This is a genomic window from Rhizobium leguminosarum (assembly GCF_002953715.1).
Lineage (GTDB): Bacteria > Pseudomonadota > Alphaproteobacteria > Rhizobiales > Rhizobiaceae > Rhizobium > Rhizobium leguminosarum_V.
Map to the genome: position 1 here is coordinate 535,967 of NZ_CP025014.1, position 15,223 is coordinate 551,189.

At 60.5% G+C, this 15,223-nt stretch carries 14 protein-coding genes; 6 read left to right on the forward strand and 8 right to left on the reverse strand.

Annotation, left to right across the window (positions count from 1 at the left end):
* Window positions 1–56 precede the first annotated feature (56 nt).
* Complete coding sequence (locus tag CUJ84_RS32075; RefSeq protein WP_105009603.1) at window positions 57–1,115, forward strand: alpha/beta fold hydrolase; 1,059 nt, start codon at window positions 57–59, stop codon at window positions 1,113–1,115.
* Between the two features lie 156 nt (window positions 1,116–1,271).
* Window positions 1,272–2,321 carry a class I SAM-dependent methyltransferase gene (locus CUJ84_RS32080; RefSeq protein ID WP_105009604.1) on the forward strand — a complete coding sequence of 350 codons (1,050 nt, stop codon included), beginning with the start codon at window positions 1,272–1,274 and terminating at the stop codon, window positions 2,319–2,321.
* Window positions 2,322–2,601: 280 nt separating this feature from the next.
* On the opposite strand, the gene CUJ84_RS32085 is transcribed toward CUJ84_RS32080, so the two are convergent.
* From CUJ84_RS32085 to CUJ84_RS32095, 3 genes are all read right to left on the reverse strand, one after another.
* The gene (locus CUJ84_RS32085) at window positions 2,602–3,537 is read right to left on the reverse strand and encodes an NUDIX hydrolase (RefSeq protein WP_245457607.1); all 936 of its coding nucleotides are present in this window, start codon (window positions 3,535–3,537) and stop codon (window positions 2,602–2,604) included.
* Window positions 3,538–3,628: 91 nt separating this feature from the next.
* Window positions 3,629–4,471, reverse strand: coding sequence for a dienelactone hydrolase family protein (locus tag CUJ84_RS32090; RefSeq protein WP_105009605.1), 843 nt, complete (start codon window positions 4,469–4,471; stop codon window positions 3,629–3,631).
* A 206-nt stretch (window positions 4,472–4,677) separates the two neighbouring features.
* Window positions 4,678–5,562, reverse strand: coding sequence for a LysR family transcriptional regulator (locus tag CUJ84_RS32095; RefSeq protein WP_105009606.1), 885 nt, complete (start codon window positions 5,560–5,562; stop codon window positions 4,678–4,680).
* A 125-nt stretch (window positions 5,563–5,687) separates the two neighbouring features.
* Here CUJ84_RS32095 and CUJ84_RS32100 point away from each other — a divergent pair, with 125 nt between their 5' ends.
* Entirely contained in the window at window positions 5,688–5,873 is a 186-nt protein-coding gene (locus tag CUJ84_RS32100) for a 4-oxalocrotonate tautomerase (protein WP_105009607.1), read from the forward strand.
* A gap of 406 nt (window positions 5,874–6,279) precedes the next feature.
* On the opposite strand, the gene CUJ84_RS32105 is transcribed toward CUJ84_RS32100, so the two are convergent.
* From CUJ84_RS32105 to CUJ84_RS32120, 3 genes are all read right to left on the reverse strand, one after another.
* On the reverse strand, window positions 6,280–7,248 hold the full coding sequence (locus tag CUJ84_RS32105) for a DMT family transporter (protein ID WP_105009608.1): 969 nt from the start codon (window positions 7,246–7,248) through the stop codon (window positions 6,280–6,282).
* A gap of 319 nt (window positions 7,249–7,567) precedes the next feature.
* Window positions 7,568–8,302: a phosphotransferase enzyme family protein gene (locus CUJ84_RS32110; protein WP_105009609.1), complete on the reverse strand. Its 735-nt coding sequence runs from the start codon at window positions 8,300–8,302 to the stop codon at window positions 7,568–7,570.
* A 620-nt stretch (window positions 8,303–8,922) separates the two neighbouring features.
* Window positions 8,923–9,234 (reverse strand): DUF982 domain-containing protein, encoded by a 312-nt coding sequence (locus CUJ84_RS32120; RefSeq protein WP_011655309.1) that lies wholly within the window; start codon window positions 9,232–9,234, stop codon window positions 8,923–8,925.
* A gap of 432 nt (window positions 9,235–9,666) precedes the next feature.
* Here CUJ84_RS32120 and CUJ84_RS38110 point away from each other — a divergent pair, with 432 nt between their 5' ends.
* From CUJ84_RS38110 to CUJ84_RS32130, 3 genes are all read left to right on the forward strand, one after another.
* Window positions 9,667–9,888 (forward strand): hypothetical protein, encoded by a 222-nt coding sequence (locus tag CUJ84_RS38110; protein WP_158686985.1) that lies wholly within the window; start codon window positions 9,667–9,669, stop codon window positions 9,886–9,888.
* Window positions 9,889–9,982: 94 nt separating this feature from the next.
* Window positions 9,983–10,672 (forward strand): HAD family hydrolase, encoded by a 690-nt coding sequence (locus CUJ84_RS32125; protein WP_105009610.1) that lies wholly within the window; start codon window positions 9,983–9,985, stop codon window positions 10,670–10,672.
* A gap of 180 nt (window positions 10,673–10,852) precedes the next feature.
* Entirely contained in the window at window positions 10,853–11,332 is a 480-nt protein-coding gene (locus CUJ84_RS32130; RefSeq protein ID WP_018246177.1) for a GNAT family N-acetyltransferase, read from the forward strand.
* A 255-nt stretch (window positions 11,333–11,587) separates the two neighbouring features.
* Here CUJ84_RS32130 and CUJ84_RS32135 read toward each other — a convergent pair whose 3' ends face one another.
* Both CUJ84_RS32135 and CUJ84_RS32140 read right to left on the reverse strand, forming a co-directional pair.
* Complete coding sequence (locus tag CUJ84_RS32135) at window positions 11,588–13,993, reverse strand: protein kinase domain-containing protein (RefSeq protein WP_105009611.1); 2,406 nt, start codon at window positions 13,991–13,993, stop codon at window positions 11,588–11,590.
* Window positions 13,994–14,035: 42 nt separating this feature from the next.
* Window positions 14,036–15,220: a serpin family protein gene (locus CUJ84_RS32140; protein ID WP_105009612.1), complete on the reverse strand. Its 1,185-nt coding sequence runs from the start codon at window positions 15,218–15,220 to the stop codon at window positions 14,036–14,038.
* Between the last annotated feature and the right edge of the window lie 3 nt (window positions 15,221–15,223).

A 15,223-nucleotide genomic window follows, 5' to 3' on the forward strand; every position in this document is an offset into this window, starting at 1 on the left:
CGAAGTTCGTCGGGACGGACCTGTTGCGCAACCTCTCGATGCGCTAATCTTGACGGATGAAACTCAGCCAGACCATACGGTTCTGCGCCTCCGCCGACGGCACCCGGATAGCCGTCGCATCGTGCGGGACGGGACAAGTGATCCTTCGGGCGGCTCACTGGCTTAGTCATGTCGACTATGATGTCGAGAGCCCGGTCTGGCGGCCGTGGCTGCAGGCGCTCTCGGCCGGCAACCGGTTTGTGCGTTACGATCCGCGCGGCTGCGGTCTATCGGACCGGCATGTCGCCGATCTTTCGGTTGAAGCGTGGCACGCGGACCTGGATGCCGTGGCAGCCTCGATCGAGGAGCCGCGTTTCGTCCTCCTCGGTCTTTCGCAAGGCGGCGCCCTCAGTATCGCATTCGCCCTGAGGCATCCCGAGCGGGTGTCTCACCTGGTGCTCCTGAATGCCTATAGTCAGGGTGCGCGGGCACGCGCGCAGACCGAGCCCGAGCGCTTGGAGGCCGAGACGCTCGTCAACCTCATCCGCATCGGCTGGGGCCGCGACAATCCGGCATTCTGTCGGTTTTTTACCAACCTTTTCATTCCGGACGGGACACCCGAACAGCATCGCTGGTGGGGCGATCTGGAGCGTGTGACGGCAGCACCCGACGTTGCCGCGCAACTGCTCTGGCAGATGCAGGGGCTCGATGTGCTGGATCTGGCGACGACACTTCGCGTCCCGACTTTGGTTGCGCATAGCCGCGGCGATATGCGCGTACCGTTCGACCAAGGCTGCAAACTTGCGGCCGCGATTCCCGGAGCACGCTTCATACCGCTCGAGAGCAAGAACCATGTGCTCTTGCCAGACGAACCGGCCTGGGCCGTCTTCCATGGCGAACTCGCAACATTCCTCGGGCAGGATCGACCCGTGCGACCGCGCGCAGTGCGCGACGCCGGCCTGACAGCCGCCGAGGCGGCGCTTTTCGACCTCGTCGCGGAGGGGCTCGACAATCGCGCAATCGCAGCCCGCCTTGGCAAGAGCGTGAAGACCGTGCGCAACCAGCTGTCGGTGATTTTCAGCAAGCTCGGCGTGCATAACCGTTCGCAGGCGATCGTCATGGCGCTTTCCAGGTAGCGAGCTGCGTCGCCTCCACCTTTGGGACAAACGCCCCTTTACCGGGCCTGAATCCGCAGCTGCGCGGGACAGCTGTCTCATGCCGTCAGGCGCGACGGGTCTCATCCTTGAACCGCGATCGGCAAGAGGCCGCCCGTAAATCAGGAGGAATCCGACATGACCCAACTCAACGAAACAACGCTCAATGAGCTCGTGGGCCGCATCCTTGGCGACCTTGGCGGTGCAGTCAGCGTGCCGCTGGTGCGGATCGGAGACGCGCTCGACCTCTACAAGACCCTCAAGGATATCGGACCCGCGACGGCCGACGCGCTTGCAGGGGCCGCGGGATGCGCGCCGCGCTATGTGCGCGAGTGGCTGGCAGCGCAGGCGGCTTCGGGCTATGTGCATTACGAGAATGGCCGGTTCTCGCTCACGCCCGAGCAGGCCTATGTGTTTGCTGAACCCGACAGCCCGGTCAACCTGATTGGCGCGTTCGATACGGCTGCGGCGATGGTCGAAAACCAGCCGAAGGTGCAGTCTGCCTTCAAGACCGGTCGAGGCGTGGCTTGGGGAGATCAGGCCGGCTGCATGTTCTGCGCCGTGGCGAGGCTGTTCCGGCCCGGCTATGTGAACGCCCTCGTGCAGGACTGGCTGCCTGCGCTCGGTGGCGTCGTCGACAGGTTAAAGGCGGGCGGGACTGTGGCCGATGTGGGGTGCGGACATGGGTTGTCGACGATCCTCATGGCGCAGGCTTTCCCCAATTCCCGGTTCATCGGCTACGACTTCCATGCGGATTCGATTGCGGCCGCGACTGCCCACGCCCGGGCAGATGGCCTGACGAACGTGCACTTCAAGGTGGGCCGCGCGCGGGACTTCGACGGAAGCGACTTCGATCTGATCACCTGCTTCGACTGCCTGCACGACATGGGCGACCCCAAGACTGCGGCGGCGCATATCAGAAAGGCGCTGAAGGAGGGTGGCACGTGGATGGTGGTCGAGCCCACGGCCGGGGATACGCTCGAGGACAATATCAACCCGGTCGGGCGGCTTTACTACTCCGCCTCGACGATGATCTGCGTTCCCACCTCCCTGGCGCAGGAGACGGGACTCGCGCTTGGCGCCCAGGCGGGAGAGAAGCGATTGACAGAGGTGATCCGGTCTGGCGGGTTCACACATGTCCGGCGAGCAGCCCAGACCCCGCTCAACATGGTGCTCGAAGCAACCTGATGAGAAGGAGTGGCGCGTCGGTGTCCGGCCAGATGTGGCTTCAAACCAACCATGTCCAGGTATAGATGACTTGACCGACGAAATCGTCCAATTCGATTGCAAGGACCGAGGGGCCATCAGGCGCAACAAATCCCGTAGATCGACTGTGAGATCATAAATTCTCAGCGTCACCATGGTGCTCCTCCAGAGGTTACTGCTGCACTCGGTTACCTGACCATACGAGGTCGGCTCCGACCGGATTGATAATCCACGGAGAGGTCTCGGAGGATCAGGTGAGACCTTACCGCCAATGCAGCTGCAGGAACTTTCTGGCTTTGATGAAGCTCCACGTCACAGCAGCGTTTTTGTGCGGGCCATTATCATCGAGAATATCGTCAACGGAGTAAAATAGCAGTTCAGACGCTTCGTTTCGATCAGCTGCCGCTTCTGCGCCTGACAGGATATCCGCAGCCGTGGATTCGCTCGGCATCAGGAGAAACAGTTCCGGGTGGCAGAAGACCGGATCATAAGCCAGACCGACAGCAACCGCTTCAGATCGGGTTACATCACGAACGGCGATTTCCTCCTCTACTTCGCGGGCAATCTCGTTGAAGAGGTCTAAGGGACCGTCGCTCTCACGTGGCTCGGCGTACCCCCCGATTAGATAGAGGCCGCCGGGGTTTTGGTCCGCCAGCAGACTTCGCTTCGTGACAATGACATTGCCGTCGCCCGTCAGCACCACGGCCGTTAGTCCAAGGGGGTCAGCGCGATCCGCTTCTGGATACTCGAAACCGAAAGTGGGATGGCGTGTCGCCACGTAGGCAGAAAAGCGGGTCCGGCTTGCAGCAATGCTCAGCCGTTCACCTTCAACCCGGTAAGAGGCCATCCGCAACAAAGCGCCGTCGAAAGCAGCTGGACGCTTTGCGCATACTGCTGCCCAGGTCGATTTCCTGACTTCTTCCACGCGATCCTGCAGCTCGAAATTGCCAACGAGGTGGCAGTCGATATGATCGACGGGAATGCTGAAAGCTTGATCTTGGAACACACCATTACCCCGTTGAAAAATCGAATCGTAGGCCGCTTCGAGGTAAACATGAGCAAGAAGGCCAACCAACAGCTTTTCGATTGGCATTGGATAGAAGCTGGTAAGCAGGCTTTCAATTCCACTATCAAGATGCCTGCCCGCTCTCCCAGACACGCTGATAGAAATCGAGCGATTTCTCAGGCGTTTCGACACATAACTCCAAGCTCAGTTGCAATTGGTGCCTCCTTCTCTGCTCGAAATGTCTGCTGTTGCCAGAAGTAGCGGACGCGCGGCCGGCAGCCAATTATTTGTCGAGATACTTGTTCAGGAATGCTCGAACGCTGCTAAAGGACTGCTCGGCCGCCGTCGCATTATATTCTTCCCGATGGCCGAATGCCGTCTTTGCCACCGCGACGTACGGGGAATCGAAATCATGGTATGCACCCGGATAGACGTTGAGTTCGATTGGCGGGCCTTTGCCACTCAGGTGAGAAACCCTTTGCCGACACCTTTCGGCGGGGCTCCAATCGTCCAGTTCGCCATTTAGGATCAAGGTTGGCACCGTCGCATCGCCCTCATGGGGAGCGCAAACCGGATAGTAGGCGACTGCAGCCTTGAACTTTCGATCCATAAACTGCTCGATGCCTTCGGTTTTCGTGGCTTCCAGTGTTGCGATTCCACCAGCCGAGAAGCCCATCAGCCCCACACGTTGGGCGTCAACGAAGGTGTATGTCGACAGGAGATCGAGAGCCCCGTAGGCATCGAATACCCGATCGGGAAGATAACGCTCACAGGTGTTGTCAATGTTGCGGGTGGTGAAGCTGTCGACCACCAGCACGACATATCCCCATGAGGTCAACCGCTGCGGCCAGTAAGTCTTGGTGTTCGGCCGAATACCTCCGCAACCATGCATGATAACGATGGCCGGAAAGGGACCATCTCCCTCAGGTCGGCTCAGATATCCCAGCAAGTGCGTCGCTTGGGCCTGCGGGAGACTGACACCTTGTTCCCTGGCCCTGCGTTCCAGGAATGGACTTGGCTTTGTGACTGCGCTGTCGAATCGCACCAACTCGTCAGCGTGAGCCGCAGGGTTAGGCTGCACGATAGCGATGAGCAAAAGTCCGAAAACAAGCTTTGTGATTTGCATTGCGTTGTTCCGCTGGGCGACAGGCAGTTGATCAAACGCTATCCACAACCGATCATCATCTAGATGCGGAAACTTCGACGTCCATAGGCTAAAAAAGGGCGTGGCAAATAGCCGCCCCTAATGAGTATCCGCAGTCTTAAGACCGCAGCCGGGGACAGAGCTCAAGGCTAAACCTTACAAGCGACATCGGCCTCGACCGAGCCTCGTCAGCCAAACCGTTCCACCAGGAAATCTATCACCGTCCGCAACATCGCTGTCGGCCGACGGTTCGGGGCATAGACGAGGTACATCGGTACAGGCTTGTAAGACCATTCCGGCAGCACCTGCTCGAGCCGTCCTTCGGCGATATCGGCGGCGAGCAGCAGTTCCGGCTGAAGCGCAATTCCCGCGCCGCTGAGCGCGGCCATGCGCAGCGCCGCCCCCTGGTTGGTAGAGAATTTTCCGGAAATCAGTACGTCGCGCATTTCGCCCCCCGGTCCGACCAGGTGCCAGCGATCCTGCATGCGCCAATAGGAGTGGCCGAGGCAGAGATGGTTCGTCAGAGCCTCAGGCGAGGCCGGCCGGCCATGGCGGGCAAGATAGTCCGGCGAGGCAGCGAGAATCCGCCGGTAGGGCGTGAGCGGGCGGGCGACCAGGCTGCTGTCCGAGAGCGGGCCGATGTGGATACCGAGCTCGAACCCCTCGCCGACGAGGTCATGGACATTGTTGTCGAGCGATAGCTCGACGCTGACGTCGGGATAGGCGTTCTGGTAATCGATCAGCGCCGGCACCAGGACTTGCGTCCCGAAGCTGACCGGCGCAACTAACCGAAGCCGGCCGCGCGGCGCCGATTGCAGCTCGCTTGCCGAAGCCTCGGCCAGCGCCACTTCGGAAAGGGCGCGCTTGCAGCGCTCGTAATAGAGCTGGCCAACCTCTGTCAGCTGATGGCGTCGCGTGGTGCGATGGATCAGCTTCGCCCCGAGCCGGGCCTCAATCGTCTTGATGTGCTTGGCAACCATGGCAGGCGACACTTGTGCGATCTCCGCGGCCGCCGCGAAACTGCCATTGTCGATGACCCTGACGAACATCGCCATGCCGGCCAGCTTGTCCACGATTGCCTACCTGTTGGTTTCGAATGACGACACCAACAGCTTATTTATCAACCAAAGAATTTACAACATGGTCGTCATGCCCGCGCCAAGACGACGGACATCACCAACCTGACCAAGGAGACACCATGCCCATTCTTCACCTGCAGATGCATCCCGGCCGCACCGACGATCAGAAGCGCGCCTTCGCGCGCGAAGCGACCAAGGCCGCCGTCGAAACCCTGGCGTGCCCGCCAGAGTCGCTGGAAATCCTGATAACGGAGATTGCCAAGGAATCCTGGGCGGTCGGTGGCAAGCTGAAATCCGAGGCCTGAGAGACGACCCGCAGCGCCGAAGGCTCGTGCTGAGGGACGCCGCCGCCAGAGTATTGGACAGGGAGCCGGCACTCGGCTCCCGTGCTGAATGTGAAGGGCGGCCGGTTGATTTTACTGGCCGCCGCAACTCCACCGCACGCAAGCCTTTGGGCAGGCGACTTCGTCGGGGAATTTGCCTTTTGGTGCATCTGAGCCGTGGCGGAGTTCGGCCCTAAGCGAGCTTTTTCGTCGAGGATAAGGCTGCGTTGCGCCCTCATATCAGTCGTAGAGCCCAGCCAAGCGGCGGCTTGAAAGCGGCAACGCATTGGACTGGCGAGACGGCATGTTTGCGTCAAAAGCGGATTTTACGTTGAACGTGATTGCATCTCCGATGCCTGCGCCTGTTTTTGGCCCTGTGTCCAGCGGGTCACTCGTTCGCAAGCGCTGTCTTTCCAGATGCAAATTGGCGATCATAGAAAATCCGAACCGACAGAACGACGCCGGCGATCAGGACAACAACCCCGGCGACTTCGATCGGCGTTGGCCAGCGCGCATGCACGACAAGTCCGCCGATCACGCCGAAGACAGTCTCGGAGACGATCAATTGCGCGGCCAGGGCAACCGCCAGGGTCCTTGACGCAATACTCCAGGCCCAGACGCCGCCCACGGTGGCCAGTAGCGCGAGAGTTGTGCCCCAGACATAGAGGTTGCCGGCAGCGCTCCAGCCGAATCCCAATGTAGGAAGCCGGAAGAGGTCCATCGCGGCACCGATGGGATAGAAGGTCAGCATCAAGACGCCGCCGCCAACCAGTATCAGCGCCGACCACACGCCGGAGGGCATGTCCGGCCGTGCGGCGAGTGCTGCCTGATTGGAAAGCGCGAACCAGACCCAAAGGCCCACAGCAGCAAGCGCCAGCGGCACGCCAATCCACAATGATTGCACAGAGTCCAGTCCTTCGGCCGTGAATGCCGTGCCATTGACGAGAACAAGGCCGACCAGCACCAGTGCCAGAGGCACCATGAGGGATCGCCATGGCAATGATGCCTGACCCTGATTGCCAATGACCATCAATACGATTGGTACCAGCCCGAGAAAGGCCGGAGCGATGACTGGGCCTGCAAAGAGGGCCGCTCCCGTCACTGTCAGGAAGTAGCCGACATAGCCGACGAAGGCGAGCCAGATGGCTTGCAGGCAGTTTCGAAGCGTGAGGTGGCGCATGACACCCTTCTCGGAAAACAGAATGTAAAGCCCGACGAGCGCCGAGACGACGTGACGGATGAGGGCAAAATCAAAGGTGGAATAGTCACCGATGATGAAGGGCACGACGAAGTTGAGCGAAAAGGCAAAGGCCGCAAAGAGAGCGGCCGACACGCCAACATAGAAAAGTCTGTCCATAATGTTCACCCTTTTGAAGTTGCGTCACCGAGCCCTGGTCTCCGCGACACCGAGTGTGCCGTTTGGCAATCAAGCGAAATGCTTGATCGAATGGGGAAAATTTACCGGCCACGCGCTCTGGTCGGTAGCCGGCGAAAATGAGAATCAGCCTCTCGATACGCATCACCCGGATCGTAAAACGGTGCTGTATCTCGGGGGCCGCGATGCGCGTGCAACGCTTCCCCACCGAGCTCGCCGGCCACGACGGGATCATGTTCCAAAACCGGTCGTTCTTCTGGAATTTCGAGATCGACGGGGCGCGTCGATCCGCCGGAACTGCTCAGACCGGGCGAACTTCGGCAAGCCGCTTGACTGCATACTCGTCCCGCCAGCAGACGGCGGCTTCCCATGCGGCTGATGCTTGCGCGGCGATGTCATGCGCGCCGTCGTCGAGGTCGGCAGCGTTGCCGGGCAGTACCAGGTCAAGGTCGGGGACGTCGACATGTGCCTCGTCCCAATCGATCAACGCGACCCGATCCGCGGTCATGCGGACGTTGGCAGGGCTGTTGGGGTTGCCGTGGACAACACATGTCTGACGCCCGATGAGCCGCGCCCACGCTGCTCGACATCGAACAACGCCCTCAAGCGGCATCGCGGCAAGGTTGATCCTCGTTCCAGTTTCGGCATGCAGGAGGTCGGTCGACGATCGCCAACCCGGGCGCTGTGGCCAGCCCTGCGTCAGCCGATGCAGTTCGCGGAGCGTTTCGGCCACGCGACGCCAGTCGGACTCCGTCTCAGGCGGTCCGCCCTCCATGTATTTCATCACCACCAGACCGTCCACGAACAGCTTGCCGTCAGTCGTCGGAATCGGCACTGGAACGTCCATCCCTTCACGGTCGAGATATTGGAGCAGCGCGGCTTCCCATGCGAGATCAGCGTCGGTCCTGGAGCCGAGACGAGCGACCGCGATCTGCCCGTTGATGCGAACGCTCCACACGTCGTTGGCGACTCCACCGGCAAGTGGTTCGATGCGAACCGCACCTTCACCCCATTGCCCCAGCGCTTCCCATCCCATTGACGATATCCCTGGCGATCGTGATCAAATCGACGGAGAAATAGAAAAAGTTTGCGACGCCACGATGTCCGCTGCTGGCGGCCCGAAGCGGTCGTTGGCGAGGAGTTTAGTTGCTTCGCTCAGGGCTGAGATTAGGTGGAATACAAAGTACGCTTACTCCATTGCGAGCTCGAAAACTCAACGATTTTTCCACTAAGCTGATTTCGATCCTCGACGCCTTGTCTAGTATGAGCGTCTCGGGGGCTCCGTCACTCCCGGAACACGCCCTGCGGAAGACCTTGATGACAGGGCCGTAGACGACCAGATAGCGGCCAAGGTCGACGCAATTGGGTTCTCCTGTAGTAATCGGATTACCGCTAGCATCACATCTCTCAGCATAAGGGAAATTTTTTGCTGTCATCGAAAGCCGAATGAGGGCTGCGCTCTGGCTGAACATTTCCCACAAAATATATACGACGATAACGACAGAGGCGAAGAGGCCACTGAGTCTGAAAAGACCAAGGGACAGACTAGGACCGGCTTCATCATCCTGCATTTTGTGCTTTTCTAGCTTTGGGACCAACGTCCGCGGCTGGGCGCAAACGTGACTTCGAAAGGCGAGTAGCCTCTGGAAATACGTGCTATCTTTGCGCGCTTGACGGCAGGTCCGGCCGTCGCTCTCCCACACCCTGCCGGACGAGCGATAGCGCAGCGATACCGGCCTCATCGGCCGCACGCAGAAGCGCTTCCCGGAATTGTTCCGGGGCGATCTTCCCGCTCAATGCGTCGACGCAGGCTTTGACGGCAGCCACATATTCCTCGCCGTCATCGCAAGGCCAGTCGTTGATCAGGAGACGGGCCGCGTCTCCCAGCGTCCATACGATCTTGCGAGATGCCGGGCCTCGCAAAGCAAATCCAACCGGCGTAAATGCTGATGATGTATTCCAGCACATTGTCCTCGACCCCTCAAGGCACGGATACTGCAGTCCCCACGTTCAATATACGCCGTATTCTGAAATTTGGAATTGAAAAGTGTAGAGGTATGCGGCTTGAGCGCGAGCTGCCGGATGAAGAAGAAAGAGCGCTCTAGAACCTTATGTCGGAGCGCCCTGCGGTCCGTCGAAGTGTTGCACTGATGGACGCATTCCGGCATCGCAGCAGATTACCCCGCCCCGGTGTCAGCGGCGCACGCTTCCCTGTTCGGTCCCACGTTTCGCCGCGCTCAGCGCAATTCGGCGGTGACGCGGAAGATGCCGCCGGCGGGGCGAAGCGACCCTGCACCTCACCCTGATGATCGAGCGGTGGGTTATTTTGTGATTTTAACGACTTTGGTGACGAAACTAAAAACAGCCTTCCCGTAAGCTTGCGGCTTTGGAGCTGTGCGATTGATCACAACACGTCACTTCACCTATGCGGTAATTCTGCTCGGCCTCTTTGCAGGCTTGGCCGGGGCTTATTCGCTAAGCAATCTGTCGCTCGAAGGGATGGATCGGAGCCGCTTCACCTATGAGTTTAGGAAGTGCTACTATCCAAACTGTGACCGTATGATCGTGCATGACAGATGGCTCGATGAAGCTCTAGCAAAAGCACAGCGACGCAGCCATTGATGATCGGGCGGGGACAATCCGCTTTGTGTTTTCATGGCGCAGTCCCGGCAAGGCAGTATACAGTCAAGCGGATCCCCACTGTCGAAAGCCATACATGCAGCGCCTGCCCCGTGCTCCCAAAGCCGTCCTGTTCGACATGGACGGTTTGATGTTTGATACCGAAGCTCTGTATCGCGATGCCACGATCACGGCTGCACGGAATGCAGGCTTCGAATTGCCTCTGCCGGCCTATCTTGAAACCATTGGTTTGCCGGCTTCCAGTGTCCGCGAAGTTTTGTTGGCCCGGTTCGGCAAGGATGCCCCTCTGGAAGATCTCTGGAGTCAGGCTTCGGAACTCTTCACGCAGATGGTGCAAACGGATTTACGAACGAAAGCAGGCTTGCCGGAAATTCTATCCTTCCTCGAAGAGGCGCGGATCCCTTCGGCCATCGTAACCTCATCGGATCGGACGGCCGTCGAGGGCCATCTTTCCGCAACCGGGCTGCAAGACCGGTTCCAAACCATTGTTGCCTATGGCGATTACGGGGTGGGAAAACCGCATCCCGCTCCATACCTGCTGGCTGCCGAGCGGCTCAACCTGCCCATTTCAAAATGCGTTGCCCTGGAAGACTCCCGAAATGGGGTTCTCTCCGCATCAAGCGCCGGAGCAATGACCATCATGGTGCCGGATCTGGTTCAGCCGGCTCCAGATCTTCTTGGCCGCTGCGCCTGCGTCTTGGCGGATCTTCACGCCGTTCGGGACTTGATCGCAATCTCGATAGTGGGCACGAGTAGGTGGCATTGAGGCGGGCGAGACGGAGCAGGAAATCGTCAATTTTCTGCCGGTGGCTTGAGAGCCAAGCCAAGGCATTTCAATCGAAAGCTACACCGCCTTGACGTGAATCGAACCGCAGAGCCGCACTTCATGCAGTTGACAGGCCGGGACGGTTCTTTCATCTGGAGCGCCAGATCAGGAGCCTCTCACATGACCCTTACCGTACGCCCCGCGACGCCTTTAGACGCGGCAACGATCCTGCGATTCGTCCGCGAATTGGCCGACTATGAAAAGGCGATCCACGAGGTCGAGGCGACCGAGGAGAGCACACGTGCGGCGATTTTCGGCGACGGTTCTGTCACGCATGCGCTGATCTGCGAACGCGAAGGCCAAGCGATCGGCATGGCGGTCTATTTCTTCAGCTATTCGACTTGGCAGGCGAAGAACGGCCTTTATCTGGAAGATCTCTACGTAACACCGGACGCGCGCGGCTCGGGGGCCGGCAAGGCGCTGCTGCGGCGCCTAGCACAGATCGCGCTAGAGAAGAGCTGCGGCCGCTTTGAATGGAGTGTGCTCGACTGGAACGAACCTTCGATCCGCGTCTATGAGGCGATCGGCGCGGAGCCGCAGAAGGAATGGATCCGCTATCGGATGGCGGGAGAGAAGCTGGCGGCGTTTGCCCGCGGCTAGAACTCTCTCTCCTTTTCCTGGCGACGGCCTCGATTTTCGGAGCCTTTTCCAGCTCTGGCCGCGTCAGCAGTGCGTCCCGCCTCTTCCAATAAATCCGCAATCAGGCATTGGACAGACCGCTCAGGAATGCCGTCCGGCGATACTCGGCCTGTTCGAGACGGCCCCGGCTCTGGTCGTACTTGGCCTTCACCGCATTGAGATTGGCTAGTAATCGGCACACAGCTCCCGCTTTCCGATCTCCACCCCTCTGATCCCTTACCGCAATTCAGCAGTAACCCGGAATATCCCGCCGGCCGAAGCGTCCGAGCAGACGACGAAGGTCGAGCCTTCCTGCGCCATGAAGGCGATATTGCCGCCGGCTTCGCAGGGGGTGGCGCTCCATTGCAGGATGATGTCGCCATTTTCGGGCAGCTTTTCCGTGGGGATTTTCGTCGCGCTTGCCATCCATTCCGTTGCCGACGGCAGATGGACGGGGGCGTTCAGTTGTTTCGACAGCCACGCGGTATAGTTCTGCGCGACGGCAAGCGGCACGTCGTCGGCCGGCTGCTGCGGATTGTCGGTATAGGCCTGGGCCGCGGCGGGATCTGAATTGGCGGTGTAATATTCCGCCATCTCCGCCCGGGTGACAGCCTTCGTCTGCATGCAGAAGGACTTGTCGATCTTCACCGCGCCATTGGCAACGCCAAGCATGCCGCCGAGCTCCTTCATCGACGAGGTCATCAGCCGGACATTCTCAAGCGAATAGCTTCCGGCCGGGACGGTCTCGAAGGCAAGGGTCTGCGAAACCGGGCAGAAGCCGCGCGCCGACAGCGCCTCGAGATCGGCAAGGATCGGCTGGTAGGCGACGACGGCGAGCTTATAGGCCTCGGCGGTGTAGCGGCCGTCGGCTTCGCCGATCTTCGGGGCGAGCGCGGCAAGCGTCGGATCGGCAGCACCTGCGCGTGTTGCGATCGAGGCGCTGAGATCGGTGACTTTCTGCTTCAGCGCCATCGCCTCGTCCTTTGCCGCCATGACATCGGCGATGACGGCGTCGAACAGTTTGGCGGCGTCGCCATAGCCTGACGTCGCGGCCGGCATCTGCCATTGCTCTGCCTTGGCCTTGGCCTCGGTCATCAGCCCGCTCGCCTTTTTGACGTCGGGGCTATCGCCGGCGCCGATGCGGTTGACGGTTTCGCGTTTTGCCGCCGCATCCTTCTCGGCTGCCGCCAGCGCGGTCAGCGCCTTGGCGAGATCGTCAAACGTCGTTTTCGATGCGTCGTAGGCGTCGACCGCAGCATGCATCTGCTTTGCTGTGGCCGCCTCCGCAGCAGTCTTCATCTTGGCATCGGCCTCGGCAAAACCTGGCGCCTTGTCGCCGCCTGCGGCCGAAGCGGCAGATTTCGCCTTCTCGGCATTCTCCTTCGAGATACCGATCAGCGCATTGCCAAGATTGATGGCGGCCGTCTGGAAACCCGGAAGCGCCTTTTCGTAATCTTCGTCCTTGAGCAGGGCATCGGCCGATGTTAGCGCCGCAGCACCCGTGTCATAGGCAAGCTTTGCCTGGTCACCGGAAGGTCGCTCCGGCGCCTTGGCGGCAATCGCCTTCTGCTTGCGGCTTTCGGCCTCCTTCTTCCAGGTGCCGACATCGGCGACGAGTTTCGGATCCGGGCGAAGAAGTTTCGGGATGGTGACGACACCGACGCCGATGCAGATCAGGAGCAGCGCGCCGATCATCGACAGCTTGGCAAGCGTCCACTTTTTCGGTTTCGGCGCCTCCTGCTGCTGTTGCATGCCGCCGCGCGGATCCCACGACATCGGCTGGATGCCCGTCGTCACCCGGGCGAATTCGCCCAGCGCATCGGCGCCCATGCGCGGTCGCTGGGCCGGGTCGCGGCTCAACATCCTTTCCACAAGGCTTGCAAGACCCTCGGGAAAACCGGGGATCAGCACGTCCAGGCGGGGAAAGACGTTGGAAGGGTCGAGATGGATGTTCTTCCAGCTCTGCTCGCGCTGATGCTCGTCCTCCCAGACCATGACGCTGTCGAAGACGCTGGCATAGGTCTGCCGCGGCAGGAAGAGCTTGTAGGCGATCATGCCCATGGCATAGATGTCGAGTGCCGATGAGGCGGAGAAGGTGCCGCTGGCATAGATCTCCGGCGCGCCGAATTCCGGCACATAGGGCGGGATGATGTGCTCGCCGATCTTCGAGATCAGGTGCAGGTTGCCGATCCGGACCGACAGGCCGGAATAATCTTCGGAGACGTAAATGCACTGGTCCGTCAGGGCGTTGTGGGCATAACCGGCGCCATGCAGCGTCGCCAGGCCCTCGAGGATGTGGCGGCCGATCTCGACGGCGCGCTCGTAAGCCACCATCTCCGTTTCGTCGAGATATTGGTGCAGCGTTTTCGACGGCCGCTTCTCGACGATATAGAAATTGTCATCTTCCGGCGACGGCGGGATGAGGTCCTCGATCTCGACGAAGCGCCGCGCCGTCAGAGATTTGGCCTCGTTGATGGAGGTCCAGACCCGCTCGAAACGAGCCTTGTCGAGTTTCAGCGCCACATCGGGCGTGACGATGAAGACCGAATGGTCCATCCGCTTGTCCTGGGCGGGATAGACGATGAATTCGTTTTCATAGATCGGCTCGCCGATCGTGTAGCGGGCGATCAGATCACTTCTCATGCACTTGTCCCCCTGCATTCATTGCATTCACGAACCCGAATTCTATTCGCCCGCCAGAAGCGGATCACCGATCAGACCTGCGGCCAGCAGCAGGCCGGTCTTGGTATCGCGAAGCGCGAAGGCAAAACGGGCATCGGCCACGACGCGAACAAGCTTCGGATCGATGCTGCGTTCCGTGATAACAGCCGTGGCCGCTGCCGCCTCGGTGCCGTTTTCGTCAACCTTGATCATCGTCTTCTGCAGGACGCGCGACAAGCGGATGTTTTCCTTGGTGAAACCCGGGAAACCCGCATCCTTGGCCTTCTCGGGCGCCACTCCCATCGCATTAAGTACCGGCATCAAATCACGCCCGTCGTTCAGGGAAAAGCGGGGCAGGAAGATTTCGCCCTTGGCCGCTTCGAATTTCTCGCCCTGAAGCCAGGAGGCAAGCGTCTTCAGGTCCGCGCCGCCGACGCCCTTGCCGGAGCGCGCCGCCACCACAACCATGCTGTAGCCCTCGCCAGCATAGGCAAGATCGACGGCTGAGAATTTCTCGTCGGAGCGGAATTTTTGCCCGTCGCCGGCAAGATGCATCATCGGCACCGAAATCGTCGAGCCATCCGGGCGCTGAAAGGGGCTTGCCGGGCTTTCCCGATCGAAGGAGGTCTTCCAGCGCGCCTTGAACGAGAGCGCGCCGAGGCTGACGAAGCCGCCGCCGGGCGGTGCGTCCAGGATTGATGGAATGGCGCCCCGCGTCGCTTGTTTGACCCAGCCGTTGATGTGCTCGACCGATTTCGGTCCGTCGAGGTCCTCGATCGAAGGCTTGACGTGGTGACCGGCGAGCATGGAGAGCGCGTCGGGAACGAGCACCAGCTTGTCGTCGAAGACGATCGCGACCGCCGTCGCCAGGGGCGCATCCGTAGCTGCCGGCTTCTCCGGAGACATCGCGTTGAGCGCCGTCTCCGGTCCCTTCACCGCGCCGCCGAAGCCGAGGCCTTTGGCAATCGAGGCCTTGCCCGCCTCGGAGGCGCCGAGGCTTGCGAGACCGAGCGCGGCGGCAAGGCTTGCCGGCGACACCATGATATTGGCAGCACCCTCCTTTGCCAGCGTGCGGTCGATGAGTTCGGCGGCAAGCCCAGCCTGTGCGGCGAGCATCGCCTTGCTGTCGCCGGAGTTGCCGGCATGGGCGGCCGGCGCAAGCGCCATCAGGGAAGCGGCAAGACCCGCCAGCAGAGTGGATTTCGGCATGGT